Annotated in this window: 23 protein-coding genes and 2 tRNA genes; 11 read left to right on the top strand and 14 right to left on the bottom strand. The window is 52.1% G+C overall.

Features of this window, described 5'->3' with window-relative positions; genetic code table 11:
* Positions 1 to 235: 235 nt before the first annotated feature.
* From ACS0RQ_RS11660 to ACS0RQ_RS11640, 5 genes are all read left to right on the top strand, one after another.
* Positions 236 to 312 (top strand) — tRNA-Val (locus tag ACS0RQ_RS11660).
* 10 nt (positions 313 to 322) lie between these two features.
* A tRNA-Val gene (locus ACS0RQ_RS11655) sits at positions 323 to 399 on the top strand.
* A 228-nt stretch (positions 400 to 627) separates the two neighbouring features.
* Positions 628 to 2,133: a T6SS phospholipase effector Tle1-like catalytic domain-containing protein gene (locus ACS0RQ_RS11650; RefSeq protein WP_271848954.1), complete on the top strand. Its 1,506-nt coding sequence runs from the start codon at positions 628 to 630 to the stop codon at positions 2,131 to 2,133.
* Positions 2,134 to 2,156: 23 nt separating this feature from the next.
* Complete coding sequence (locus ACS0RQ_RS11645) at positions 2,157 to 2,759, top strand: hypothetical protein (RefSeq protein WP_271848955.1); 603 nt, start codon at positions 2,157 to 2,159, stop codon at positions 2,757 to 2,759.
* Positions 2,759 to 4,201, top strand: a complete 1,443-nt coding sequence (locus ACS0RQ_RS11640) for a S1 family peptidase (RefSeq protein ID WP_271848956.1) — start codon at positions 2,759 to 2,761, stop codon at positions 4,199 to 4,201. The genes ACS0RQ_RS11645 and ACS0RQ_RS11640 overlap by 1 nt, the downstream gene beginning before the upstream one ends.
* Before the next feature lie 39 nt (positions 4,202 to 4,240).
* Here ACS0RQ_RS11640 and ACS0RQ_RS11635 read toward each other — a convergent pair whose 3' ends face one another.
* Positions 4,241 to 5,296: an NAD(P)-dependent alcohol dehydrogenase gene (locus tag ACS0RQ_RS11635; RefSeq protein WP_271848957.1), complete on the bottom strand. Its 1,056-nt coding sequence runs from the start codon at positions 5,294 to 5,296 to the stop codon at positions 4,241 to 4,243.
* Between the two features lie 311 nt (positions 5,297 to 5,607).
* Between ACS0RQ_RS11635 and ACS0RQ_RS11630 the strand changes: the two genes are divergently transcribed.
* From ACS0RQ_RS11630 to ACS0RQ_RS11615, 4 genes are all read left to right on the top strand, one after another.
* A complete protein-coding gene (locus tag ACS0RQ_RS11630) occupies positions 5,608 to 6,399 on the top strand; it encodes an inositol monophosphatase family protein (RefSeq protein ID WP_271848958.1) in 792 nt (263 codons plus the stop codon).
* Between the two features lie 257 nt (positions 6,400 to 6,656).
* Entirely contained in the window at positions 6,657 to 6,881 is a 225-nt protein-coding gene (gene ynhH / locus ACS0RQ_RS11625; RefSeq protein WP_418904026.1) for a protein YnhH, read from the top strand.
* 14 nt (positions 6,882 to 6,895) lie between these two features.
* On the top strand, positions 6,896 to 8,308 hold the full coding sequence (pykF, locus tag ACS0RQ_RS11620) for a pyruvate kinase PykF (RefSeq protein ID WP_041851575.1): 1,413 nt from the start codon (positions 6,896 to 6,898) through the stop codon (positions 8,306 to 8,308).
* A gap of 308 nt (positions 8,309 to 8,616) precedes the next feature.
* Positions 8,617 to 8,853 carry a major outer membrane lipoprotein gene (locus ACS0RQ_RS11615; RefSeq protein WP_007374746.1) on the top strand — a complete coding sequence of 79 codons (237 nt, stop codon included), beginning with the start codon at positions 8,617 to 8,619 and terminating at the stop codon, positions 8,851 to 8,853.
* 68 nt (positions 8,854 to 8,921) lie between these two features.
* On the opposite strand, the gene ldtE is transcribed toward ACS0RQ_RS11615, so the two are convergent.
* The 10 genes from ldtE to zinT all read right to left on the bottom strand — a co-directional run bounded on the left by ldtE (position 8,922) and on the right by zinT (position 18,444).
* The gene (gene ldtE, locus ACS0RQ_RS11610) at positions 8,922 to 9,938 is read right to left on the bottom strand and encodes a L,D-transpeptidase LdtE (RefSeq protein ID WP_271848959.1); all 1,017 of its coding nucleotides are present in this window, start codon (positions 9,936 to 9,938) and stop codon (positions 8,922 to 8,924) included.
* A gap of 95 nt (positions 9,939 to 10,033) precedes the next feature.
* Positions 10,034 to 10,450, bottom strand: coding sequence for a cysteine desulfuration protein SufE (gene sufE / locus ACS0RQ_RS11605; RefSeq protein ID WP_271848960.1), 417 nt, complete (start codon positions 10,448 to 10,450; stop codon positions 10,034 to 10,036).
* Positions 10,451 to 10,463: 13 nt separating this feature from the next.
* Entirely contained in the window at positions 10,464 to 11,684 is a 1,221-nt protein-coding gene (sufS, locus tag ACS0RQ_RS11600) for a cysteine desulfurase SufS (RefSeq protein WP_271848961.1), read from the bottom strand.
* A complete protein-coding gene (gene sufD, locus ACS0RQ_RS11595) occupies positions 11,681 to 12,952 on the bottom strand; it encodes a Fe-S cluster assembly protein SufD (protein ID WP_271848962.1) in 1,272 nt (423 codons plus the stop codon). The genes sufS and sufD overlap by 4 nt, the downstream gene beginning before the upstream one ends.
* Positions 12,927 to 13,673: a Fe-S cluster assembly ATPase SufC gene (gene sufC / locus ACS0RQ_RS11590; RefSeq protein ID WP_271848963.1), complete on the bottom strand. Its 747-nt coding sequence runs from the start codon at positions 13,671 to 13,673 to the stop codon at positions 12,927 to 12,929. The genes sufD and sufC overlap by 26 nt, the downstream gene beginning before the upstream one ends.
* Positions 13,674 to 13,689: 16 nt before the next feature.
* Positions 13,690 to 15,174, bottom strand: a complete 1,485-nt coding sequence (sufB, locus tag ACS0RQ_RS11585) for a Fe-S cluster assembly protein SufB (RefSeq protein ID WP_041851581.1) — start codon at positions 15,172 to 15,174, stop codon at positions 13,690 to 13,692.
* An 8-nt stretch (positions 15,175 to 15,182) separates the two neighbouring features.
* Positions 15,183 to 15,551, bottom strand: coding sequence for a Fe-S cluster assembly scaffold SufA (gene sufA, locus ACS0RQ_RS11580; protein ID WP_271848964.1), 369 nt, complete (start codon positions 15,549 to 15,551; stop codon positions 15,183 to 15,185).
* Between the two features lie 376 nt (positions 15,552 to 15,927).
* Positions 15,928 to 16,536: a histidine phosphatase family protein gene (locus tag ACS0RQ_RS11575; RefSeq protein ID WP_271848965.1), complete on the bottom strand. Its 609-nt coding sequence runs from the start codon at positions 16,534 to 16,536 to the stop codon at positions 15,928 to 15,930.
* Positions 16,537 to 17,038: 502 nt separating this feature from the next.
* Positions 17,039 to 17,677, bottom strand: a complete 639-nt coding sequence (gene leuE, locus ACS0RQ_RS11570; RefSeq protein WP_271848966.1) for a leucine efflux protein LeuE — start codon at positions 17,675 to 17,677, stop codon at positions 17,039 to 17,041.
* Positions 17,678 to 17,793: 116 nt separating this feature from the next.
* Complete coding sequence (zinT, locus tag ACS0RQ_RS11565; protein WP_271848967.1) at positions 17,794 to 18,444, bottom strand: metal-binding protein ZinT; 651 nt, start codon at positions 18,442 to 18,444, stop codon at positions 17,794 to 17,796.
* 229 nt (positions 18,445 to 18,673) lie between these two features.
* On the opposite strand from zinT, the gene ACS0RQ_RS11560 reads away from it, so the two are divergent.
* On the top strand, positions 18,674 to 18,841 hold the full coding sequence (locus ACS0RQ_RS11560) for a hypothetical protein (protein ID WP_271848968.1): 168 nt from the start codon (positions 18,674 to 18,676) through the stop codon (positions 18,839 to 18,841).
* A 184-nt stretch (positions 18,842 to 19,025) separates the two neighbouring features.
* Here the strand turns inward: ACS0RQ_RS11560 and lpxP are convergent, their stop codons facing one another.
* The 3 genes from lpxP to ydiJ form a co-directional block, all read right to left on the bottom strand.
* Positions 19,026 to 19,943 carry a kdo(2)-lipid IV(A) palmitoleoyltransferase gene (gene lpxP / locus ACS0RQ_RS11555; protein WP_041851587.1) on the bottom strand — a complete coding sequence of 306 codons (918 nt, stop codon included), beginning with the start codon at positions 19,941 to 19,943 and terminating at the stop codon, positions 19,026 to 19,028.
* A 209-nt stretch (positions 19,944 to 20,152) separates the two neighbouring features.
* Complete coding sequence (menI, locus tag ACS0RQ_RS11550; protein ID WP_271848969.1) at positions 20,153 to 20,563, bottom strand: 1,4-dihydroxy-2-naphthoyl-CoA hydrolase; 411 nt, start codon at positions 20,561 to 20,563, stop codon at positions 20,153 to 20,155.
* Positions 20,560 to 23,616 carry a D-2-hydroxyglutarate dehydrogenase YdiJ gene (ydiJ, locus tag ACS0RQ_RS11545; RefSeq protein WP_271848970.1) on the bottom strand — a complete coding sequence of 1,019 codons (3,057 nt, stop codon included), beginning with the start codon at positions 23,614 to 23,616 and terminating at the stop codon, positions 20,560 to 20,562. The genes menI and ydiJ overlap by 4 nt, the downstream gene beginning before the upstream one ends.
* 194 nt (positions 23,617 to 23,810) lie before the next feature.
* Between ydiJ and ydiK the strand changes: the two genes are divergently transcribed.
* A complete protein-coding gene (gene ydiK, locus ACS0RQ_RS11540; protein ID WP_041851590.1) occupies positions 23,811 to 24,923 on the top strand; it encodes an AI-2E family transporter YdiK in 1,113 nt (370 codons plus the stop codon).
* The last annotated feature ends 170 nt before the right edge of the window (positions 24,924 to 25,093 follow it).

The raw sequence follows: 25,093 nt of genomic DNA, 5'->3' as shown, positions 1-25,093 counted from the left end.
GCCATAAAATGCAGGCCAGAGGGAAGACGCAAAATCACGCACTGTGCGAATAATCGTCAAAGCAATGCTTCGGAAATGCATTCTGCTCAATCATTATCCTTTAACATCAGTGAAATATGCCGTTCATGTATAAAAGTTCCGCAGTCGGGCGCATTCCGGTAGAAAATAGCGATTTTCTTCTTGCCACATTACAAGGCTGCCGCTAATATTCGTCCCCGTTGTCAGGCACAACAATGCGTTCATAGCTCAGTTGGTTAGAGCACCACCTTGACATGGTGGGGGTCGTTGGTTCGAGTCCAATTGAACGCACCATCTCTTTAGTGCGTCCGTAGCTCAGTTGGTTAGAGCACCACCTTGACATGGTGGGGGTCGGTGGTTCGAGTCCACTCGGACGCACCATTCTCAGTAGTACTCCATTTTCTTCTTTCGTCTATCCAGTATTTCCATTTGCGCAACGTCAGCATTTACCGTTTCGCTTACCACGCATTCCCGTTGATTCACCTTTGAAAATGCAAATTATCCACAGCATAACGTCTTCTTTTAAAGATATACGCGAAAAAGCCCGCAATACACTATTACTGGATCGTCATTAGCCGCACTTTTTTTCCGGTTAACTGGAGATCCAAAATGCACCTGATCGTATTCTGCGACGGCACATGGAACACGCCAGATCAAATGGATAACGGAATTCCATCCCCCACCAACGTCGTAAAAATGCGTAATGCGCTGTCCGTCATACCTGAACAACAGGTTTATTACCACCCTGGTGTCGGCACCGATGGCGGATGGTGGAATCGAGTCGTCGGTGGAGGAACCGGTGAAGGACTCGATAATAACATTATGAGCGCCTATAACTGGCTGGCGCGCAATTACCAGCCAGATGCAACCATCTGGTTATTTGGATTCAGCCGTGGGGCCTATACCGTACGCAGCTTGTCCGGGATGATCTCCCGCTGTGGGTTACTGAATCCTGCAGGAATGAGTGAGAGCGATATCTGGTCTGCCGTCAGCGATATTTTTGCCCACTACCGCGACCCGAAAACAAAAGCCCCGGCATGGCCCTTACACAAAGATGGAACAGCTCTTCCTGTCCATTTTATCGGCGTCTGGGATACCGTCGGGGCGCTGGGCGTGCCGGATGATATGGTCATACTGAATCTTATCGACAACGCCAATAACTACCGTTTTCATGACACCGCGCTGAGCCACAATATCCGGCACGCCCGTCATGCAATTGCGATTGATGAAAAAAGGCAAAGTTTTATCCCCACGTTGTGGACCGATGTACCTGCCGATGCGGATGTTGTCCAGCTGTGGTTTCCCGGCGTCCATTCCGATGTCGGCGGCGGCTACTCACGTTGCGGCCTCTCCGACGGAGCGCTGGAGTGGATGATAGAAGAAGCGAAGGCGCTGGGTTTGCAGTTCCGGGACGATGTGCTGAAACAACTTAACCCCGACCCGCTCGACCAATTGCATGATTCTGTCACCGGCGTCTTCGCATCACTGAAAACCCGTCCACGTAATGTGCCCTGTTTTGAGTTACCCGCATCTCCCTTCCATGCGTCTGCTATGACTCGCCACACCTGCCCTTCTATCCTCCAGGGCATTTATTGGCCTGGCATTATCTTAAAAAAACCAGGCGAAGCCGCCACCCGGAAGATTTATGCCCGCGAGCACTGGAACGCCACCGGAATCTATCTGGAAGGTGGCGTGGCTTATCGTCTGAGCGCCACCGGTGAGTGGAAAGACAGCAGCATTATTTGTGGCCCACAGGGAACTAATGACGGGAAATTTCAGCCGGGTGAAGCGGTGCAAATGGCCGCCTCGCTGTTAGGAAAAGCCGAAGCGCTGTATCAAAAGCTGACACATAATCACCAGGCGGATTTCTGGTATACAAAGCGTGAAGAAGACGCGCCCTGGTTTGCACTGATGGGAATGATAGCCAATGACGTCTTACCCGAGTCCCCACCCCAAAACGCCACTAACTTTCTGCCTCATGAAGTGTTCCGCATTGGTTCAGAGTGTACTTTTACACCGCAAAAGAGCGGCTATTTGTATGCCTTTGCCAATGATGCCTGGCAGATGTATGGCAACAACAATGGCAGCGTGGAACTGACGGTAACGCGCATCTAGTTTTAGACGTCCTGGAGGCAAGCATGGCAAGGCAGATGCTGGCGGATATCGCTGCGGGTCTGACGTTAGGTGTTCTCACCGGACTTCTCACTGGGTTAACGACAGCCAGTGTGACGTCAACGGTATTAACTACGGTCCTGGCAGTGGCTACCGCCTTCTTTGGTCTTGCTGGCTCAACAAAACTGACGGAAGGTACGCTTAATCAGACACGAGTTATATCCTTTGCCGCCGCCATGATTGTCACACTACCCGGGAGTATTTGGGTACGCACTCATGACACCCTTTCTCCAACCTCGAGACAGCTTGCCTCCGAACTAGAATCGCTGGGTTTCGACACAACCCAGATCCAGCAGGTCGTCATGCGGATGAAATACGGGCTCGTGGCCGAGGGTGTAAAAATAACCGATATCCACAATCATACGGATTCGACCTTATTTGCCGACATTCCCGATTTTTGCAGCGACTTTGCCCGGCATCGCAACGAAACAGTTGATGCCCAAATGGCATGGCTGGCAAAACAAGGGTCAATCGGTCAGATGTGGGCAGAAAAGCTCAAACATGTGCCGTCAGAAAGGCGTGAACAAATAGGCCAGGCTGCGCTCTTTTATCTTTGCGGGGTCGATTAATGATGAGCAAATACCACTATTACACACTGCTGGCAGCGGTTACCCCAGTTTTTAGCCTTTTAGCGACAGTTCCAGCGAGCACCACTCAGCAAGTTCAACAATCGGTAATGTTGGTTCAGGCCAGATCCTGTAATGGCAGCACGCCAGCGCGCAATGGCACTGGTTTCGCCTGGCTCGATGCTAAACATGTGGTTACCGCCTGGCATGTGGTTGGGGGGTGCAGCAGCATTGAGCTCTGGTATGAAAATGCCCCAGGACAGCCGTTCGCAACGGCCAAACTGGCGCGGGTGCTGAAACGTAACGATCTGGCGCTATTAATCGTGAACGCCCCACCCACAAAAAGCAGTTTGTCACAAACCTCGCCGGGTAATCCGGATAGCGATTATCAGGCGCTGGGGTATGGGCTGGGAATGCTTTCCATCGGTGAACAGGATGTGCGAATGGGCGTCGCGGGCAGCTCGGTTCTGGGGCAATGGTTACCGATTGCAAACACCCAAAGCCTCTCCGGTACGGACATCGACACTCAGCAATCGGTGATCCGTTTTTCATCGCAACTGCTCCCCGGCATGTCCGGCGGGCCGGTTTATGATGATCAAGGCAGGGTTATTGCTATTGTTGCCGGAGGGCTGAAAAACGGGACGGTGCCCGCCAGTTGGGGATGGCCAGCCACTCTGCTCAATGACCTTGCGCAGTCAAACGAACCGCTAAATGGCAACGTGAGTCTCTCGAATAGCACTTATGCGTTTGTCACAAACCCGGCATCGAGTGTCACGGTTACCTGCGGCGGTCTGACGTTCAATAAAGGCAATACCGTAACGTTTGAGGAAGCGGCCAAAACTTCGGATGATGTGAACCGGCTTTACAGCACCGCCAGCGTATCCGCTGTACCGATCAATGTTCTGCAAGGCTTTCGTTTTCAACTGTGGACGCATCTGGAAAGTGGCGCCACTCTTGCCGTACCGGATGATGTGACGCTCGCGCAGCAGGGCAATGTCTGTGTGGCCGCGACGACGAACGGAACATTTGAACAGGTTATCTCCGCCAGCCCCGCAGCCAACCAGTATGAGGTCAATCAGGTTTCCATCGCCTTTGAACAGCAGATTATTACCCCCAAAATTTCTCCCAACCTCGGTAGCTATCCCGATCCGGTGTTAACAACCTGGGGCCCCCAGCAACGCTCTGACGGTCTTGTCGTTAACCGTAAGGCCTATTTTTTCGGCCGTCAGCAGTTGGGACCAGGGAGATTCAAAGCCACGCATCAGTTCGAAACATTGATGGCCCGCGACGGCACTTTCGTTGGGATTTCGACATTTAATAATGATGTGGAACAGTGTGTGAACCCTGTCGGGCAGTATGTTTTGTGTAATCGCAGCCAGCAGTATTTGCAACAGTGGGCGAAATTTGTCCTCGCAACACAGATGTCCACCTACCCGGTGCATTAATAAGAGACGGCAGGATTTTCCTGCCGTCAAATGCGCTATTTATTCCACCAGCGTCTGCATATCGATCACGAAGCGGTATTTCACATCGCTTTTCAGCAAACGTTCAAAGGCATCGTTGATCTGGTCCATGCGAATCACCTCTGAATCCGCCGTGATATTGTGCTTACCGCAGAAATCGAGCATCTCCTGCGTTTCGGCAATGCCGCCGATACACGAACCGGATACAGAACGACGCCCCAGAATCATCGGCAATGTGCTGACCGCCGGTTCAATATCGCCCAACAGACCAACGAACACCAGTGTGCCATCCAGTGTCAGTGTTGGCATATACGGATTGATATCATGGGCATAAGGTACGGTGTCGATAATCAGCTCAAACTGCCCTTTCACGGCGTCCATCTGTTGCGGATCGGTCGAGAGCACCACGTGTTGCGCACCCAGTTGCCGCGCATCCGCCTCTTTGTCCGGTGAGCGGGTGAACAATGTGACTTCCGCCCCCATCGCATGCGCCAGTTTCAGCGCCATATGCCCTAACCCGCCCAGACCAATGACGGCGACCTTGCTGCCAGCTTTTACGCCCCAACGACGCAGCGGCGACCAGGTGGTAATGCCCGCGCAAAGTAACGGCGCAACAGCCTGTACATCCAGGTTTTCCGGGATGCGCAACACGAAATCTTCACTACAAATAATAGAGCGAGAATAACCACCGTAGGTCGGCATGTGGTCATGGCGGTCAATGCCGTTGTACGTCTGAATGTTGCCCTCTTCGCAATATTGTTCAAGCCCCTGCTTACAGGAGGAACACTCACGGCAGGAGTCCACCATGCAACCGATCCCCACTAAATCTCCGGCCTTAAATTTACTCACGCCCGGACCTACGCGGGTGACGCGGCCGACGATCTCATGCCCCGGTACCAGAGGATACTGGCTAAACCCCCAGTCGTTGCGCGCCTGGTGTAAGTCTGAGTGGCACACGCCGCAATACAGAATATCGATAACCACATCATCCGCTCTGGGATCCCGACGCTCAAAATAGTGCGGAGCAAGGGGAGCTTTACTCGATTGTGCGGCATAGCCAAGTACTTTTATCGTCATCTTTATCACTCCGGGTTCTGACATAATTGACCAGGATTCGTCCTGAGACAGTACATACGTCCACGACGTCTGGTGTTTGAGTATCCATTGCCTGTATGTCTTGTGCTTTGCATTTTCTGTCATCCGGTAACGGGGAGACCGTAAGAACCGATACGCTCGTTCATGTTCACTTCATTTCGAGCAACTCCATGATTCTATTGATTGCGCAACAACCCCATCAGAATAATTTGAAGAAAAATCAATAAAAATGCAAAATCGAGCAATAACGAGCATGGAAGACTGACGCTAATTTCGTTGATGAGGACTCAATCATGAACCACGCTGTTCCCGACATCGCTTTTTTGCATGAGCTTGCTGATGCGGCAGACAAACAGACACTGCCGCGTTTTCGCTCGCAGTTAAATCTGCATGTAGACTCAAAACCGAAAGAGGGTTATCGCTTTGATCCTGTGACCGATGCAGACCGCGAAGCTGAACGCGCCATTCGCGCCATCATTGACGCCCGCTATCCTGACCATTCAATTATGGGCGAAGAATTCGGGATTACCGGAAGCGGGCCGTTGCAGTGGGTGCTGGACCCCGTTGACGGCACCCGGCCGTTCCTATGTGGTATTCCGGTATGGGGAACGCTCATTGGCCTGACCGTTGAAGGCCATGGGCATCTGGGTATGATGAGCCAACCGTTTACCGGTGAACGTTTTTGGGCAGATGGCAGGCAGGCCTGGCGCAGTGGTCCACAGGGAACCGCTCCACTGAACACCCGAAAAGGACTCTCTGTGGATCAGGCAATTTTGCATATCACCTCGCCTGAGCCTGTTTCCCGTTTCCCGGAAGTTAATTTTGCTGCGCTGGATGATGCCGCGCTCATGACACGTTACGGCGGGGAGTGCTATGCCATGGCGATGCTGGCTACCGGACAGATTGATCTCTGTCTGGAATATTCCCTGCAACCCTATGATATTGTGGCGTTAATCCCCATTATTGAGCAGGCAGGCGGCGTTGTAAGCACTTTAAGCGGTGGTCGTCCTGAGGCGGGCGGGCATATTCTGGCGGCGGGCTGTCCGGAGGTTCATGCTCACGCGCTGAAACTGCTCCATAGCTAAATCGGTTAAGCTGTGGTCATCGTATGCCGAACGCCCGAGTGTTTGTTACAGTTTTGTTAGCATAACTCGATAATCGCATTATCCGTATCCCTTGCTGAACCTTTGCCTTTTTGTGGGCAAAGGTTTTAGTTTCACGTCAACAAGGCAAATTCAATTTTGTGATAACTTAACACGTTGATAACACTTCGTTGTGAAACTGCCCAGATGATTTTTGAAACAGCGTTTTCATTTTCCTTTTGCCCGATTTTCATCGTATAATGGCATTCTATTCACTCTTGAATGGTTTCAGCTCATTGAACTGTAAAACTCAACCATTACATTATGACTTTCCCGGCTGGGCTGAAACACAGGCACACATTACTCTGCACGCTTTTTTGATGTCACCTATCCTTAGGCTGTGGCATCGCAACTTTCGCAACACAGGTTTGACTCCGAAGCTTCGTACTAACCGGAGCGTGATTTCCATATCCTTCTCAACTTAAAGACTAAGACTGTCATGAAAAAGACCAAAATTGTTTGCACCATCGGTCCGAAAACCGAATCCGAAGAGATGTTAGCAAAAATGCTGGACGCAGGAATGAACGTAATGCGTCTGAACTTCTCTCACGGTGACTATGCTGAGCACGGCCAGCGCATCCAGAACTTGCGCAACGTAATGAGCAAAACCGGTAAAAAAGCGGCGATTCTGCTGGACACTAAAGGTCCGGAAATCCGCACAATCAAACTCGAAGGCGGTAATGATGTTTCGCTGAAAGCGGGCCAGACTTTCACCTTCACCACCGACAAAACGGTTATCGGCAACACGGAAACCGTTGCAGTAACCTACGAAGGTTTCACCAGCGATCTGCAGGTTGGTAACACGGTACTGGTTGACGACGGCCTGATCGGCATGGAAGTCACCGCCATCGAAGGCAACAAAGTCATCTGTAAAGTACTGAACAACGGTGACCTGGGCGAAAACAAAGGCGTTAACCTGCCAGGCGTTTCCATCGCTCTGCCAGCGCTGGCTGAAAAAGATAAACAAGACCTGATCTTCGGTTGCGAACAAGGCGTTGACTTTGTTGCTGCCTCTTTCATTCGTAAGCGTTCTGATGTGGAAGAAATTCGTCAGCACCTGAAAGCGCACGGCGGCGAGAACATCCAGATCATCTCCAAAATCGAAAACCAGGAAGGCCTGAATAACTTCGACGAAATCCTCGAAGCTTCTGACGGCATCATGGTTGCGCGTGGTGACCTGGGCGTAGAAATTCCGGTTGAAGAAGTGATCTTCGCGCAGAAGATGATGATCGAGAAATGTATCCGCGCGCGTAAAGTGGTTATCACCGCGACCCAGATGCTGGACTCTATGATCAAGAACCCGCGTCCGACCCGTGCGGAAGCAGGCGACGTGGCGAACGCCATCCTCGACGGCACCGACGCAGTCATGCTGTCTGGTGAATCCGCAAAAGGTAAGTACCCGCTGGAAGCTGTGACCATCATGGCGACCATCTGCGAACGTACCGATCGCGTCATGACCAGCCGTCTGGATTTCAACAACGACAGCCGTAAACTGCGTATCACCGAAGCGGTGTGCCGTGGTGCGGTTGAAACGGCTGAAAAACTGGATGCTCCGCTGATCGTGGTTGCAACCCAGGGCGGTAAATCTGCACGTGCAGTACGTAAATACTTCCCGGATGCCACCATCCTGGCGCTGACCACTAACGAAACCACCGCACGTCAGTTGGTACTGAGCAAAGGCGTTGTCGCGCAACTGGTTGAAGAAATCGCCTCTACTGATGATTTCTACCGCCTGGGCAAAGAGCTGGCCGTACAGAGCGGTCTGGCGCAGAAAGGTGATGTTGTGGTCATGGTTTCCGGCGCACTGGTCTCCAGCGGCACCACCAACACGGCATCTGTACACGTCCTGTAATAATACCTGGACGAATATTCGTGTTTAAAAAAGCGCCTTCGGGCGCTTTTTTTATATATCAGAAGTCACCCCGAATAAAAAAGCAAATCGGATTTCACTATTTAAACTGCTTATTATCTAAGATGAATCCGATGGAAGCTTGCTGTTTTATCACACTTTTTTTAACGTTTTATTCAAAGTCGGTGTTTCTTTGAGCGAACGATCAAATTTAAGTGGATTCCCATCAAAAAAATATTCTCAACATAAAAAACTTTGTGTAATACTTGTAACGCTACATGGAGATTAACTCAATCTAGAGGGTATTTATAATGAATCGTACTAAACTGGTACTGGGCGCGGTAATCCTGGGTTCTACTCTGCTGGCTGGTTGCTCCAGCAACGCTAAAATCGATCAGCTGTCTTCTGACGTTCAGACTCTGAACGCTAAAGTTGACCAGCTGAGCAACGACGTGAACGCAATCCGTTCCGACGTTCAGGCTGCTAAAGACGACGCAGCTCGCGCTAACCAGCGTCTGGATAACCAGGCTCATTCTTACCGTAAGTAAGAGTACCTGTGATGAAATGGCGCACATTGTGCGCCATTTTTTTTGTCTGCGATTTACCCTTCCCTGTTTTACTGCGTCACGGTCTTCCCGCTTTCTTCCGTATTTACATCTGCGCTGGCATCACGATTCTGTGCCGACACAACGCTTTCCGTTGTTACCTTGCCGCTTTTGTTCGCCGGAATGGCGACGGGATAACCCGCACGCCGGTATAACGCTTTGTCTATCAGCGTCCTGTCACCACCGCCCTGCTCGATAGTACTCGCCAGGTTTGCCGAGAACGAGATAGGCAGCGTCTGCGTATTATCCCCGACGTTCTGCGACAGAGGTCGGTGTACCTCGATATAGTGGCGTCCATCGGGTTCTACGGCATATTTGACCGGCTCGTTAAGGATGGTGACCCGCGTACCGGTATTCACCTGTGAGAACAGTGACTGAATATCCGCAGCGTTCATCCGCATGCACCCTGAACTGACACGCAGCCCTACGCTGTCAGGCGCGCTGGTGCCATGGATGAGGTATTCGCCGTTGCCTATTCCCAGACGCAGCGCATAGCGTCCCAGCGGGTTATTTGGCCCGGCGGGAACCACAGCGGGTAATTCAATGCCTTGCGCCAGTGAACGCGCGCGGATGCCTGCGGTAGGCGTCCAGGTCGGGTTGGGGATCTTCTGGCTGATACGGGTGGTTGTAACCGGCGTTTCAAGCCCCTGCTGACCAATCCCCAGCGGGAAGACCTGAACGATATCTTTACCGGGGGGATAATAGTAAAGCCGCAATTCAGCAAGGTTAACGACGATCCCGTCCCGTGGCGTATCTGGCAGCAGCATTTGCGACGGAATAGTGACGACCGTACCCGCTCTGGGTACCGGTGCGATAGTGTTGTTTGCTTCGATAATCAGCATTGCCGCCGTATCAAAGTGCCGGGCAATGGCCTGCAGGTTTTTATCGCTCTCCTGAACGGTATAAGTCTGGTTTTGACCGATAAGACGACTTCCGGCCGGAGGGAGCGGATAATCCACAGCCCAGGCCATCTGGATAGCGCTAAAAGCGCCAATAAGAGACAATGTTATAGTAGACGCGCGTTTCATACTGGATGTCCTGTATCACGGCAGAGGCCGAAAGCTGAATAACCAACGAGGCGCGGATGCACCTCGCGTAACAGGATGAAAGCTGTCTATTTAGTTTAGCTAATGTTGGCGGCTTTGGAGCGAATTGCGCGAATCATCGCTTCCAGCCCCTGGGAACGTGACGGAGTAAGATGTTGAGTCAAAGACATCTTTTCAAACCACGGGCGCACATCGAACGCCAGGATGTCCTGCGCGGTCATCTGCTGGTAAAGAATGAACACAATGGCAATAAGCCCTTTGACGATGGCTGCATCGCTATCGCCAGCCAGCTCAATCACGCCTTCGTTATTACGGTGCATGATAATCCAGACCTGGCTCTGGCAACCCTGAATAATGTTTTCCGGATTGTGCGCCTCGTCGCTGAGCGCAGGCAACCGCTGCCCCAGCTCAATGATGTACAGATACTTCTCTTCCCAGTTGGCACAGCGCCCAAAATTGCGCAGTAGTTTGTCTCTGTCGGGTAAAACGGCCATGTATGCCTCTCTGTTAGCCCAGCAACTGATGAATACGTTTCAGGCCAGCCACCAGACGATCCACCTCTTCTTGCGTGTTATACATCACCAGTGACGCACGACACATTGCCGGAACATTATAAAAAGCCATCAACGGCATGGCGCAATGATGCCCTGTTCGCACGGCCACACCATAATTATCAAGGAAGCTCCCCACATCATAGGCATGATGTTTGCCGAGGTTAAAGGCAATGACCCCCAGACGATCCTGCGGGCCATAGAGCGTTAAATCGGGCACATCCGCCAGCGCATTCAGGGCATAGCGCATTAGCGTCTGTTCATAGTGAGCAATCGCGTCCAGCCCAAGGCCGCTGACATAATCGAGAGCGGCCCCCAGACCAATAATTCCCCCGGTATTGGGTGTACCCGCTTCGAAACGCCACGGCGCTTTGGCATAGGTTGTCCCTTCGGTCAGACTCACGGTGGCAATCATAGAGCCGCCCCCTTCCCACGGCGGCATGGCCTGTAAGATGTCCTCTTTGACATACAGCACGCCGATCCCCGTCGGACCGTAGATCTTATGGCCTGAGAAAACGTAGAAATCACAATCCAGCGCCTGCACATCGACCGTGTGATGCATGATGGCCTGCGCGCCATCAATCAGCACTTTCGTGCCATGTTGATGGGCCAGCGCTATCATTTCCGCTACCGGATTTTCGGTTCCCAATACATTGGAGACCTGTGTGACCGCCAGGAGTCGCGTACGCGCATCAAACAAGCCAGGCAGCGCCTCAAGTTGTAATGTTCCGTCGATATTGAGCGGTATGACGCGCAGCTCAGCACCGACGCGCTCACACAGCATCTGCCACGGCACGATATTCGCGTGATGCTCCATGGCGCTGATGATGATATTGTCGCCCGCCCGCACCTGACTGTTGCCCCAACTGTTGGCTACCAGATTGATGCCTTCGGTGGTACCACGCACGAAAACCAACTCTTCTGGTAGCCGGGCGTTCAGAAAACCGGCGACTTGGGTGCGAACCTGTTCCATGCGCTGCGTGGCTTCGGCACTCAGGGTATGGATCCCCCGGTGCACCGCCGCATAGCCGTGGCGAAAAAACTCCGCTTCGGCATCAATAACCTGATTCGGTTTTTGCGCGCTGGCTGCACTGTCCAGATACGCCAGCGGCACCCCGTTAACTTCACGCGTCAGGACCGGGAAATCGGCGCGTACGCTGTGAACGGAAAAACTCATGCTAAGCCTCCCGCAAGGCGTTGGCCAATGCGCGCCAGCACCTGCTGCCTGAGCGCTTCGTCGCTGATCGCTTCGGTGAGCTCAGCGGCGAAGGCGTAAATGATCATCTTCTGTGCCGCCTGCTGATCAATGCCACGCGAGCGCAGGTAAAACATCTGTTCATCGTCAATACGACCGACCGTCGCACCGTGGCTACATTTCACGTCATCAGCATAGATTTCCAGCTGCGGTTTGGTGTCCACCTCAGCCAGTCGTCCCAGCAACAGGTTGTTGTTGGTCATCTGTCCATCAGTTTTGATGGCGTGTTGCGCAACGTTGATCAGCCCGTTGAACACCGCACGACCTTTGTCGCTGACAATGGTTTTGTGCAACTGGCGGCTGTTGCAATAACCTTTATTGTGCTCAAGCCAGGTGCGGGTATCACACACTTCTGATTTCACCGGCATCGCCAGGCTGTTCATGCGCAGCGTGGTATTTTCACCGTTGAGTTGAGTACTGGTATTGTGGCGTAACACCGCGCCGCCCAGCAGGAAGCTATGACTGTGCGCCGCTGCATCCGCGCCAAGACGCATGTCGTTATGCGCAAAGTGGTAGCTTTCCGGGTTTTCAAAGGCCAGTTTGACATGATGCAGTTGGGCATTCGCCGCCACGTCCATGGTCAGCCGCGCGCCGGTGAAATGGCGATGCGTATTCAGGCTGACATAATGCTCGTAGACTGTCGCTTCGGCCCCTTCGGCCAGTGAGATATGGTGGCGGTAATGAGCGGTGTTCATCTCAGACCCGCCCAGCCCCTGGGTGATATGCATCAGCAGAAGCGGCCTGGTCGCCCGCTGATTACGACCGACGCTAATATGAGTGATGCTTTGCGCCAGGCTTTCTGTTAAGTGTAAAAACACCTCCGGCTGCACCGGGGCCTGCAAAGTCTGACGGTCATCGTTAATGGTCACAGTGAAGCCAGAACCGGCAATATCGTCACTGAGCGTCGCGTTGTAATACCCATCCATAAACACCAGTCGTAGTGCATCAACCGGCAATGCGAGAGCATCACACTCTTGTGCGCTCAACGCACCCGCCGTGCTGACAAACTGGCTATTTAGCAAACCGTCGAGCGGTGTATATTTCCAGTTTTCGTGTTTGCGCGTCGGCAGCCCTAAACGCAGCATTTGTTGCAGATGCTGTTGCGCCTGCTCTGAACGTGCCCCACCCTGTTGCTCAAACAGATGATGCCACTGTTGCAGCGCGTTACTGCTGTTCTGTAAGCCAGCCATAACCTTGCTCCTCCAGTTGCTTAACCAGTGTGAAATCACCGGATTTCACAATGCGCCCCTGATACAGCACGTGGACATAGTCCGGCTTGATGTAATCCAGGATCCGCTGATAGTGCGTCACAATAATGAAAGAGCGCTTATCATCACGCAGCGCGTTAACGCCATCGGCAACGATTTTTAGCGCGTCAATATCAAGCCCGGAATCGGTTTCATCGAGGATGCACAAATCAGGCTCCAGCACCGCCATCTGCAGAATATCGTTACGCTTCTTCTCGCCACCGGAGAAACCAACGTTAACCGAGCGCGTCAGCAGGTCTTCCGGCATTTTGAGCAACTTGATTTTGTCTTCCATCAGGTCCTGGAAATCAAAGCGGTCCAGCTCGTCCTGCTCACGGTATTTGCGCACGGCGTTAAGCGCCGTTTGCAGGAAGAATTGATTACTGACGCCAGGAATTTCTACCGGATACTGGAAGGCCATAAACACCCCTTCTCCGGCGCGATCTTCCGGGGAGAGCTCCAGTAAATTCTTACCTTTGTACTCGACGCTGCCGCCGGTAACTTCATAATCTTCACGTCCTGCCAGCGTTGCGGATAGCGTACTTTTGCCGGAACCGTTGGGTCCCATAATCGCGTGCACTTCCCCCGGACGCACATCCAGGCTCAGGCCACGCAGAATCTCTTTATCTTCAACGCTTACCTGCAGGTCTTTAATACTTAACATGTGTATTCCTTAATTCTTAACCGACGCTGTGTTCAAGACTAATAGCCAGCAATTTTTGTGCTTCAACGGCAAACTCCAGCGGCAACTCGGAGAACACGTCTTTACAGAATCCATTGACGATCATTGAAATGGCATCATCTTCGCTGATACCGCGCTGCAGGCAGTAGAACAGTTGATCTTCCCCAATGCGTGAAGTGGTGGCTTCATGCTCCAGTTGCGCACTGTTATTGCGACACTCCACATACGGGAAAGTATGCGCCCCGCAATCCGGGCCAATCAGCATAGAGTCGCACTGGGTGAAGTTACGGGCGTTGGTGGCGCTCGGCATAATCTTCACCAACCCGCGATAGCTGTTCTGGCTATGACCCGCAGAGATCCCTTTCGAGATAATGGTCGATTTGGTGTTTTTGCCGATGTGAATCATCTTGGTGCCCGTATCCGCCTGCTGGTGGCCACTGGTGAGTGCCACGGAGAAGAACTCACCGATGGAGTTATCGCCGCGCAGGATGCAACTCGGGTATTTCCAGGTGATGGCTGAACCGGTCTCCGACTGTGTCCAGGACATTTTGCTGTTCTCGCCTTCGCACAGCGCACGCTTGGTCACGAAGTTGAGGATACCGCCAGTGTTGTTATCGCCGGGGAACCAGTTCTGCACAGTAGAATATTTCACTTCCGCATCTTTATGGATGATGACTTCTACCACGGCCGCATGAAGCTGGTAACTGTCGCGCACGGGTGCGGAGCAACCTTCGATATAGCTAACATAGCTGCCTTCATCCGCGATCAGAATGGTGCGTTCGAACTGCCCGGTTTTTTCGGCATTGATGCGGAAATAGGTCGACAATTCCATCGGGCAGCGTACCCCTTTCGGGATGTAGATAAACGTACCGTCAGAGGCGACCGCCGCATTCAACGCTGCAAAGAAGTTATCATTGGAGGGCACGACGGTACCCAGGTATTTTTTCACCAGCTCAGGATGGTCATGTATGGCCTCACCAAACGAGCAAAAAATAATACCCTGTTCGGAGAGTTTTTCCCGGTAGGTGGTGGCAACAGAGACGGAGTCAAAAATGGCATCGACCGCCACTTCGCGCCCTTCACGGACCGGCACACCCAGTTGGTTGAATGCCGCTTCCACTTCATCCGTCAGGAAAGAATTTGCGCCAGTTTGCTGAACGGCCCCTGGCTGCGAGGCACAGGTATCATCACAACTTCCGCAGGAAGGCGCGGAATAGTAGCTGTAATCCTGATAATCGAGTTTCGCGTAATGGGCTTTCAGCCAGTGCGGCTCTTCCATCTCGAGCCAGGCGCGAAATGCGCTCAGGCGAAACTCCAGCATCCATTCAGGCTCGTTACGTTTGGCTGAGATCGCCCGCACGACATCTTCATTAATGCCTTTCGCCAGTTCGTCAGTGGTTAGCCGGGTAAAAAAACCCTCTTTATAATTGAGGTTCCCGGTCCAGGTTTTGACATCATCTGTTGCTTCAGTATTACGAGACATAGTACCGCCTATACCCCAAAGCTTTCGCCACAGCCACATTCATTCTGGGCTTTCGGGTTATGAAATTTGAATAACTGGTTTAAACCTTCGCGCACATAGTCCACTTCGGTGCCGTCAATAAATGGCATCGCCGCGAGCGGCACGTAGAGTCGTGCACCCTCACATTCAAAAAGCAGGTCGTCTTTATCCGGCTGCGTGACGGTGTCCATCACATAACCAAAACCTGCGCATCCTGTCTTTTTAATGCCCAGCCGGACACCCAGCAGGTCAGGTTGCTTACGGGTTAATCCGCGAATATGTTCTGCGGCGGCGGGTGTCATCGTTAGCCCACGCCAGGAAAAGTCTGCCGGGTCGAACGTCTCTGATTGCAATTCCATAGTTCTACCTCACATCATAAATCATGAAGGACATAACACTATGTTAGTGATAATGATTATCACTTCAACCTCTATTCCGAAGGGTTATTCGTGTACTGCCCGTTTTTTAAGCTCATGGTATAAGCATAGACTCTGTGTGAAGGCTTTACAGATAAGTGAAAAATTGTTTAATGATTTGATAAATAATAGCTATTTTCAGCAGCAAGGAAGGCGCGTCTGCGTCACTAAAAGATGTATAGGTAATACCTATTTTTGAGATAGGGAGCTAAAAAAGGGATCTTCGAAAACTTTTCCTGATATCAGAAAGTTAACTGCATCACAAAACGGATTATCAACGAGATACGGCACATTTAACCGCCAGCAGAACAAATGCTCATTACCTACTTCGGGAAAAAAGATGGGTCGATATGCCCCATTTCTCTACGGTGAGTCCTTTGTCCGGGCAGGCCAGAACTGAATAAGCGCCATTTAAATGCGCATACCGCTCAAAATGGTCGGCATTATTCCCCACCAGGGTATTGATAACTGACTGGATAACGTGCCCGTGGGAAACAACGCACACATTGCCTTGCCGGGCTGACAAGTCTGACAGCGCGCCAAGGACTCTTTGGGTGGCATCCTGTAGTGCTTCCCCATTTTGCGGCCCGATAGCCAAACTGCCGGAAAGCATCGCCTCAGCCTGTGCGCGCTCTTTCTCTGTCAGTTCGCTAATGCGTTTGCCTTCTAACTCGCCGAAATGACGTTCGACAAGGGCAGGATTGAGATGCAACGGGCAATCTAAGTGCGAGGCAATTTGCCTGGCTGCGGTCACTGAACGGCCCAAAGGCGAAGCGATGATAGAGGTAATGGATTTGTCTGTCAGATCCCGACACAGTGCAGAGATCTGCCTGATACCGACCTCTGTAACCGGGCTATCAAGGTGCCCCTGAATTCTGTTTTCAACATTCCAGACGGTTTCGCCGTGGCGGACCAGATAGATTTTCATCACGCACCATAAAAAGTGAGGGTTGGGAAAACGACGTTATTTAATCAATGCTCGCTGTTAGTGCAGCAAATATGATACTCAGCAAGTTTTTTTAAAGCCGCTGTTGTTTTACACAGCAAAACAGCACCGGGACGGCGCGCCAGATAGCAAAATCAGACGCAGAATAGTGATGCGCCGACTACAGGTCAACGGTTTGCCCTTCCGTCTTGCGAAATGACAAGACACAGTTATGCATAGTTTTCATACGCGAAATGAATGCATTACGCAGGTCTTATAATATAAGATGCCCGAACAGTATCTCTACCCAAAGTGGCCGTCATCATGCGTTGGTTCCTGGGCATTCTTGCCATTGTCATTATCTTTGCTGTCCTTGTTATCCGCTCCCGATTAAAAGATACCGATGACGACTATTAATAATCCTCGCTCTGGCAGCAAAAAAGTGGACTCGGGAGCCTGCCTGGACAGTGCAATAAGGCCCGTTAAACACAGGCCTTAATGCTATTCAGGATTGCAGCGTTGCCAGCCGGGCGGCAAAACCGACAAAAATAAGACCAATTAATGAGTTGCCGAGTTTTGCGAGACGTTTTTTCGTTTTCACAAACTGTGTCACATAGGTCCCGGAGATAATCAGGAAGCTGAAATAACAGACGCTAATTAATTCCAGCGTACTGGCCAGGATAAAGAACGCCATTCCCGTGTTGGTATAATGGATGTCGATAAACTGCACAAAAAACGACACATAAAACAAAATCGCTTTCGGGTTGGTCAGGCTCAGTACCAGCGAACGCTTGAAGATATCGCCCTTATGTACCTCATGCTCACTCACGCTTTTGCCCTTACGAGAAAGCGCACTGTAGAGCATTTTCACCCCCAGCCAGAGCAGGTAAAACGCGCCAAGATAGCGGACCAGATTGAACAATACTGGCGTTGTTTTGATAAGCGTTGCCACCCCCATATAGGCGAGGAACATCAACACCGCATCGCCGATAAACACGCCCGCAGCAGCGACATAGCCATTTTTCAGCCCACCCGCCACGCTGGTTTTGAGCACAAAGAAGGTGTTCGGACCAGGCACTAAGATAATGAAAATCGCCCCAATAAAATAAGACCAAAAACTGATAACACCATATTCGGCAAACACTTTGCCTCCTGCAAATACCGTTAAAGCCGATGAGCGGCCTATGCTACAAGAGCCGACAGAGAAACTAAAGCGCAGGAAGACACAAAAGGCCCGCCGAAGCGGGCATAAATACTCCGTTAATGGTGAAGCATCTCATCAACAATCCGATCTTTTTTAAGCTGATAAGGGTAATAAGTTGGCCAGTTGTCCATCTCTTTTAGCAGCGCCTCCTGAGAGGTATTACCCATAAAGATATGGAAATGCGTGGAAGTGCGCGGTGCAATAATGTGATCGCTAAATTGCACAAACTTTGGGGCCTTACTGCTGGCATCTTTACATTCGAATAGATAACGCACGCCCTTCTTACCGGAGGTATACATCAGGATTTTATGCCCGGCGTAATCATATTTACAGGCACTCACCTTGTCGCCGACATGGAATTCCATCACCCCATTTTCAATACCGATTGTATCGATGTCGGTGACATATCCCTTGCGGTAGTACGCTTTCAGTTCATCGAACGATTTACTCTTGTCTTTCTCTGCCTTTTTCCGCAACACCGGATCCAGATCGCCGCTTTGCAGGTAAGGATAGAGAGACTGCCACATACCGTCCCAGTCGGTCAGCTTTCTGTCTCTGACATCGCTATCGTTAAATTCACCGTTCGCCGCTTTTTCCTCTACTTCACTCAACGGTTTCCCGTGCGAATGGTGATCATGAGAAAAGGCAGTAGCGCTTACTAAAAGCGTCCCCAGAACTATCGTTGTTTTTGCAAAATGGCTAACCAAAATCCGTCCCTCGGTTTACGAAAATATGTTATGCTATGTTATAACATAACATTATTCAAGATGTAAAATTTCCCTGTTAACGTTACGTGCTGCCTCCTGCTTATCGGATGGAAATTTCGCCATTGCCTGCTATAAAGCAATGGTCAGGTTTTAACCACTTCGTCATCACTTCTGAGGTTCTTTTATCATGTCGATAGCCAAAGCACACAGCTTAAAGCAAGTTTATCAAATGCTTAACTCAGGGAAGTACAGTGAAATCGAACTGGCGTTCGATGTTGACGCGGATGCGTTTTTCCAGCTCTCAACCGAATATTGTGACGACGGCGCGAAAATTACCCGTCATGAAAATCACTTCGTCATTAAGCTCAAAAAAGTGGCGATTCCGGAGCTCGATTAATACGCCATCGAAGCGAAAACTTAACGTTTCGTGAAAGGCGCAGTGCACCGCTCCGTAAGCAATATCGGCAGGTCCACCGTGGATGGATGGGGTTGATATCGCCTTTTGTCAGGAGAAAAAAACTGGCGGAGTCCGTTCTTGCGAGCCAGTAACTGGCCGGCTGTGCGCCGACCTGGGGCAGGAATTACAGGTAAAGCGAAGCTTCTCCTGGCGGGCGGGTTTTGAAGCGACGATGGATCCACAGATACTGTTCCGGCGCGCGCAGAATCTCACGTTCAATGACTTTATTGATATAGCTTGCGGCTTCGTGTTCATCTTTCGCCGGGTAATCGGTCATCGCCTTGCCGATATGCAGCGAATAACCTGAGCGATCCGCCTTACGCACCATGGTCACCGTCAACATTGAAGCTCCGGAAAGACGGGACAACACATAAGTGCCGTTGGTGGTTGCCGCGTTTTCAACTGAGAAAAATGGCGCGAAGGTGCTGCCCTTGCTGCCGTAATCCTGATCGGGGGCAAACCAGACGGCCTCGCCTTTTTTCAGTTCGCTCACCAGACCTTTCAGATTACGTCTGTCGATCATCGATTTATTGGAACGCATACGGCCTCGCGTCTGCACCCACTCCATCAATTCACTATTATGCGGACGGTAGGTCGCCATCATCGGCTGACACAGCCCCATCACGCGACCACCGAGCTCCAGCGACATAAAATGGACACCGACGACCATCACGCCACGCTGGCTTGCCTGTGCGGCAACAAGGTTCTGGTAACCTTCTACGTCGAACCAGCGGCGCACCCGGCTATCAGACCAGAACCAGGCCATACCGGTTTCAAATAGCGCCATGCCGAGCGACATGAAGTTTTTCTCAATCATTGCTTCGCGGAGTTCATCGCTCATATTTGGAAAGCAAAGTTCCAGATTGCGGCGGGCAATACGTTCGCGACGTTTAAGAAAAGGACGGGCTAATTTCCCGAGGGTTTCTCCCAAACGGGAGAGAAGAGGATAAGGCAGTTGAACGAGCAACCAAAGCAGGCCAAGCCCTGCCCATGTGCCCCAGTGGCGTGGATGTAAAAACGCCCTTTTAAACGATGAATGCATTATTGTTACCTGTAAGCCTGTAGGGAGTAGCGCTTAAGGAAACAACGAATCACTTCATTAGGTCTTTATGCGTTACAAAGTCTGGCTTCGACAGCCATCGAAGCGGTTTTCAAACCCGCCCAATATAGCACGAATGGACAAGTCTGAATGTGAAAATGGATGAAGAAAATATGAATTTTTGCGACAGGTTTCCCTGTCGCAAATTTATCTCAGATGACCGCGGTGGTGAGGCGCGAAGTGCAGCATAATTTATCCTGCTCATCGTAAATATCAATTTGCCATACCTGATGGCGGCCACCGGTATGCAGTGCACGACAGACGCCACGCACACGCCCGCTCCGTGCGGAACGAATATGGTTGGCATTAACCTCAAGCCCAACCACTTTCTTCTCGCCTTCGGTACATAAATATCCGGCAACAGAACCCAGCGACTCCGCCAGTACCACAGAAGCGCCACCATGCAGCAAACCAAACGGCTGATGCGTGCGGCTATCAACCGGCATTGTTGCTTCAAGCGAGTCGTCATGAATTGCAATAAAACGGATATCGAGCAGTCCTACCATATTGCCCTCGCCCATCGCATTGAGCGCGTCAAGGGTTACCTCACGTTTCCAGATCATCCTATTATCTCCAGTAGCGCCTGCAACGGATGGCGTACGCCATTTCCCTCCACGCGTTTCACCTGGCTGCGACAGGAGTAGCCTGTCGCCAGGCAGCGGCTACGCGGTAAACGTTGCAGCGCCTGATGCCAGGACAACTCGTAAATCCCCAACGAGTTGGCGTGGTTCTTGACTTCATGTCCATAGGTTCCTGCCATGCCGCAGCACCCTACGCTGACGTTTTCCAGCTTCGCGCCCAGACGGGCAAAAATGGACGTCCATTGCGAAACGGAAGCAGGCAGCGCCGTCACCTCAGTACAGTGGCCAAACAGGTACCAGGATTCACCGCTGATGGCGCGATTCTCACGCCCTTCCAGTGCAGAAGGCAACCATTCGTGCACCAGCATGACGTGAAAATCGCCACGCTTCTCACCGAGCGTCTGCTTGTATTCATCGCGGTAGCAGAGCACCAGCGCCGGGTCGACGCCCACCATCGGCATGCCCAGTTGCGCAACTCGGTTGAGAAAATCCGAGGTTTTCTGTGCGGTTTTCGCAAAACGCTGCAAGAAGCCTTTGATATGCTGCGCTTTGCCATTCGGCGAAAAGGGCAGGACAACGGGCTGGTAGCCCAGTTTTTCCACCAGACGAACGAAATCGGCCACCACTTGCGCATCGTAGTAACTGGTGAACGGATCCTGCACCACCAGCACCGTAGTGGCTTTTTCCGCATCGCTCAATGTTTCAAGCTGTTCCAGCGTCAGGTTCGCCGAAAGGTGGCCGATCATCTGCCGTTGTAATGAGGGAACAGACAACAGTGGCAAATCCACCATGCCAATATGTTTTTGTGAAAGCGAACGCACCCACGGCTGGCTCATAAAGAAATTGAACGTTTTCGGCGCCTGGGCCATCAGCGGCGCGTAGCTTTCCACGGTCGCAACCAGGTGATCGCGCAGCGGACGCAAATAGCGTGTGTGGTAAAGTTGCAGGAAGCGCGAGCGGAACTCCGGCACGTCTATCTTGATCGGGCATTGGGTCGAGCAGGCCTTACAGGCCAGACAACCCGACATAGCCTCTTTCACTTCATGCGAAAAATCATACTCGCCGTGACGCGCATGCCAGCTATTACGGGTACGCTCAATCAGCGAACGCAGGCTGGCGCGTTTTTCGGGCATCTCTTTTTCCAGCTTCACCGGGTCGATACCGCGATCGGCCAGCAGACGCAGCCATTCGCGCACCAGCGTGGCGCGACCTTTCGGCGAATGGATACGATCGCCGGAAATTTTCATCGACGGGCACATGGGGCTTTTGGCATCGAAGTTGAAGCACAGACCGTTGCCGTTGCACTCCATCGCCCCACGCCAGGATGAGCGCACGGCAATCGGGATTTGTCGGTCGAAGCTACCGCGCTTCACGTCATCTACCTGCTTCATCGGCGCATCAATCCCCTCAGGGGGACAAATTTTACCCGGGTTGAGACGGTTTGCCGGGTCAAATGCCGCCTTCACTTTGCGCAGCTCTGCATACAGTTCCGCACCAAAGAACGCCGGGCTGTATTCGGCACGGAAACCTTTACCGTGCTCACCCCACAGCAAGCCACCGTATTTGGCCGTTAACGCCACCACATCATCGGAGATTTTCTTCATCAAAACCTCCTGTTGCGGGTCGCACATGTCGAGCGCCGGACGCACATGCAATACGCCTGCATCCACATGACCGAACATGCCGTAGCTCAAGCCATGGCTGTCAAGCAATGCGCGAAACTCGACGATGTAGTCCGCAAGGTGTTCCGGTGGCACACAGGTATCTTCTGCGAACGGAATCGGTTTTGCCGCCCCTTTCGCATTGCCCAGCAGGCCGACGGCTTTTTTACGCATCGCGTAGATACGCTCAATGCCCGCCAGGTCGTCACAAATTTGCCAGCCAATCACCCCGCCCGCCCCTTCCGCCATCAGGGAATCCAGGCGAGCGCACAGAGAGGTAACCTGCTCATTAATTAGCGCTTCATCATCACCGGCAAACTCGACAATATTCAGACCCAGCATGGTCTTATCCGGCACATCGGTGATGAGTTCATTTACGGAGTGCCAGATGATGTCTTCGCGCGCCAGATTGAGGACTTTTGAATCGACCGTTTCGACCGACAGTGCGCGCGCTTCCACCATAAACGGGGCATTACGCAGCGCGGAGTCGAACGAATCGTATTTCACATTCACCAGACGGCGCACTTTCGGCAGGCGGGTGATATCCAGCCGCGCTTCGGTAATGAATGCCAGCGTTCCCTCCGAGCCCGTCAACACGCGGGTCAGGTCAAACTCGGTCATCTCATCATTGAAGACATGGCGCAGGTCGTATCCCGTGAGGAAACGGTTGAGTTTGGGGAATTTATCGATAATCAGTTGACGATTGTCCCGGCAACGTTCGAACACGGTGCGGTAAATGCGCCCCACTGCGGTATTTGCTTTACCCAACGTCTGCGCCAGTTCAACGGGCACCGGTTGGGTGTCCAGAATATCGCCGCCGAGCAATACGGCGCGCACGCCGAGGACATGGTCGGACGTTTTTCCGTAGACCAGCGATCCCTGACCGGAAGCATCGGTATTGATCATGCCCCCCAGCGTCGCACGGTTACTGGTGGACAGTTCCGGCGCGAAGAAATAGCCGTAGGGTTTAAGAAACTGGTTGAGTTGATCTTTGATGACGCCCGCTTCAACCCGCACCCATCCTTCCTCAGGATTAATTTCCATAATGCGGTTCATATAGCGGGACATATCAACGATGATGCCCTGGTTCAGCGCCTGACCGTTTGTACCGGTGCCACCGCCGCGCGGTGTGAATACCAGCGACTGAAAACGCGCTTCCGCCGCGATGCGTGAAATTAAGGCGACATCAGAAGTAGAACGGGGAAAGACAACGGCATCGGGTAGCAATTGGTAGATACTGTTATCGGTCGCCATGGTCAGCCTGTCGGCATAACTTGTGGCGGTATCGCCGGTAAAACCTTGTTGCTCCAGTGCCTGTAAAAAATTCAGCACCAATTGAACGACACCCGGTGCCTGAGAAATCTGTGGGATCATTACTCTTGACCCTGCCTGACTGTTAGTAGTTGTGAATAGTTAATCGTTTGCTTGCAGCATCCATCGTTGTATCACATTTTTTTCTTATGCGCCCACCAGAATTACGGGCAGAATCAGACTGTCAAAAACCGCTGAAATCATTAATCATTATCTTTACTGATTTCGCATCCTCTCACTTAAGGTGATTACGTTTTATGGCCTTTCAATCGCAGTCCCGGGATGTACCGCAGGTGATGCTGTCGGTACTGTTTTTAGCCCTTATGATCATCGCCTGTTTGTGGATCGTTCAGCCTTTTATTCTTGGTTTCGCCTGGGCAGGTACCGTGGTTATTGCCACCTGGCCGGTGCTTCTGCGCGTACAGCGCGCGCTGTTTGGTCGCCGCTCACTGGCAGTCATCGTGATGACATTATTATTAATTTTGCTGTTTATTCTTCCGGTCGCGCTACTGGTTAATAGCCTCGTGGATAACAGCGGTCCGGTCATTCAGGCCATTACATCGGGTGAAATGACACCGCCGACCCTGGAGTGGCTGAACAGTATTCCGCTGATCGGCGACAAGCTGTATAGCGGCTGGCACAACCTGTTGGATATGGGCGGCAGCGCGATACTTGCCAAAGTACGCCCTTATGTCGGCACTACCACCACATGGTTTGTCGGTCAGGCGGCACATATCGGTCGTTTCATGCTGCATTGTGCCTTGATGTTGCTATTTAGCGCCCTGCTGTACTGGCGCGGCGAGCAGGTCGCACAGGGGATTCGTCATTTTGCCTATCGTCTGGCGGCCAGGCGCGGCGATGCTGCCGTTCTGTTGGCAGGGCAAGCCATTCGTGCTGTCGCGCTCGGCGTGGTTGTCACCGCGCTGGTGCAGGCGGTTCTCGGAGGGATTGGCCTGGCGGTGACAGGAGTGCCATACGCCACGCTGTTTACGGTCATTATGTTGATGACGTGTCTGGTACAACTGGGCCCGCTGGTTGTGCTGGTGCCTGCGATTATCTGGCTCTACTGGAGCGGCGACTCAACATGGGGCACGGTGTTGCTGGTCTGGAGTTGCGTGGTCGGCACGCTGGATAACTTTATCCGTCCCATGCTGATTCGTATGGGTGCCGATCTGCCGATGATACTGATACTTTCCGGCGTTATTGGCGGCCTGGTGGCATTTGGGATGATCGGGCTGTTTATTGGTCCGGTGTTACTGGCCGTTTCATGGCGACTCTTTTCCGCCTGGGTTAACGAAGCTCCGATGCCAGGGCCGGAGGAAAATGACGCGCTGGAAGAGATACACGATGCAGATGACACCCGCATCTGATACGCCAGCTTCGATGATTATGAAGCACTGCTAATCATTTATTTACTGTCCCTCCCGTGCGCAAGCCTCCTGACCGGAGGTTTGCGCCGTTTTCCCCGCAAAATCTTAACCGCCGTTTAACTAATGAGACGAATCTGATCGACGCTAAAATCCCGGATGGCCTACTATAA

Source organism: Phytobacter diazotrophicus, assembly GCF_052061655.1.
Lineage (GTDB): Bacteria > Pseudomonadota > Gammaproteobacteria > Enterobacterales > Enterobacteriaceae > Phytobacter > Phytobacter diazotrophicus.
Note: the sequence above shows the minus strand (reverse complement) of the source record. Positions and strands in the feature narration are given on the sequence as shown.

What these genes read in the sequence shown, in the direction of transcription:
- ACS0RQ_RS11650 (WP_271848954.1), top strand. Translation starts at nt 628, where the DNA reads ATGCACCTGATCGTATTCTGCGACGGCACATGGAACACGCCAGATCAA.
- ACS0RQ_RS11645 (WP_271848955.1), top strand. Translation starts at nt 2,157, where the DNA reads ATGGCAAGGCAGATGCTGGCGGATATCGCTGCGGGTCTGACGTTAGGT.
- ACS0RQ_RS11640 (WP_271848956.1), top strand. Translation starts at nt 2,759, where the DNA reads ATGATGAGCAAATACCACTATTACACACTGCTGGCAGCGGTTACCCCA.
- ACS0RQ_RS11635 (WP_271848957.1), bottom strand. Translation starts at nt 5,296, where the DNA reads ATGACGATAAAAGTACTTGGCTATGCCGCACAATCGAGTAAAGCTCCC.
- ACS0RQ_RS11630 (WP_271848958.1), top strand. Translation starts at nt 5,608, where the DNA reads ATGAACCACGCTGTTCCCGACATCGCTTTTTTGCATGAGCTTGCTGAT.
- ynhH (WP_418904026.1), top strand. Translation starts at nt 6,657, where the DNA reads ATGGCATTCTATTCACTCTTGAATGGTTTCAGCTCATTGAACTGTAAA.
- pykF (WP_041851575.1), top strand. Translation starts at nt 6,896, where the DNA reads ATGAAAAAGACCAAAATTGTTTGCACCATCGGTCCGAAAACCGAATCC.
- ACS0RQ_RS11615 (WP_007374746.1), top strand. Translation starts at nt 8,617, where the DNA reads ATGAATCGTACTAAACTGGTACTGGGCGCGGTAATCCTGGGTTCTACT.
- ldtE (WP_271848959.1), bottom strand. Translation starts at nt 9,938, where the DNA reads ATGAAACGCGCGTCTACTATAACATTGTCTCTTATTGGCGCTTTTAGC.
- sufE (WP_271848960.1), bottom strand. Translation starts at nt 10,450, where the DNA reads ATGGCCGTTTTACCCGACAGAGACAAACTACTGCGCAATTTTGGGCGC.
- sufS (WP_271848961.1), bottom strand. Translation starts at nt 11,684, where the DNA reads ATGAGTTTTTCCGTTCACAGCGTACGCGCCGATTTCCCGGTCCTGACG.
- sufD (WP_271848962.1), bottom strand. Translation starts at nt 12,952, where the DNA reads ATGGCTGGCTTACAGAACAGCAGTAACGCGCTGCAACAGTGGCATCAT.
- sufC (WP_271848963.1), bottom strand. Translation starts at nt 13,673, where the DNA reads ATGTTAAGTATTAAAGACCTGCAGGTAAGCGTTGAAGATAAAGAGATT.
- sufB (WP_041851581.1), bottom strand. Translation starts at nt 15,174, where the DNA reads ATGTCTCGTAATACTGAAGCAACAGATGATGTCAAAACCTGGACCGGG.
- sufA (WP_271848964.1), bottom strand. Translation starts at nt 15,551, where the DNA reads ATGGAATTGCAATCAGAGACGTTCGACCCGGCAGACTTTTCCTGGCGT.
- ACS0RQ_RS11575 (WP_271848965.1), bottom strand. Translation starts at nt 16,536, where the DNA reads ATGAAAATCTATCTGGTCCGCCACGGCGAAACCGTCTGGAATGTTGAA.
- ACS0RQ_RS11560 (WP_271848968.1), top strand. Translation starts at nt 18,674, where the DNA reads ATGCTTAACTCAGGGAAGTACAGTGAAATCGAACTGGCGTTCGATGTT.
- lpxP (WP_041851587.1), bottom strand. Translation starts at nt 19,943, where the DNA reads ATGCATTCATCGTTTAAAAGGGCGTTTTTACATCCACGCCACTGGGGC.
- menI (WP_271848969.1), bottom strand. Translation starts at nt 20,563, where the DNA reads ATGATCTGGAAACGTGAGGTAACCCTTGACGCGCTCAATGCGATGGGC.
- ydiJ (WP_271848970.1), bottom strand. Translation starts at nt 23,616, where the DNA reads ATGATCCCACAGATTTCTCAGGCACCGGGTGTCGTTCAATTGGTGCTG.
- ydiK (WP_041851590.1), top strand. Translation starts at nt 23,811, where the DNA reads ATGGCCTTTCAATCGCAGTCCCGGGATGTACCGCAGGTGATGCTGTCG.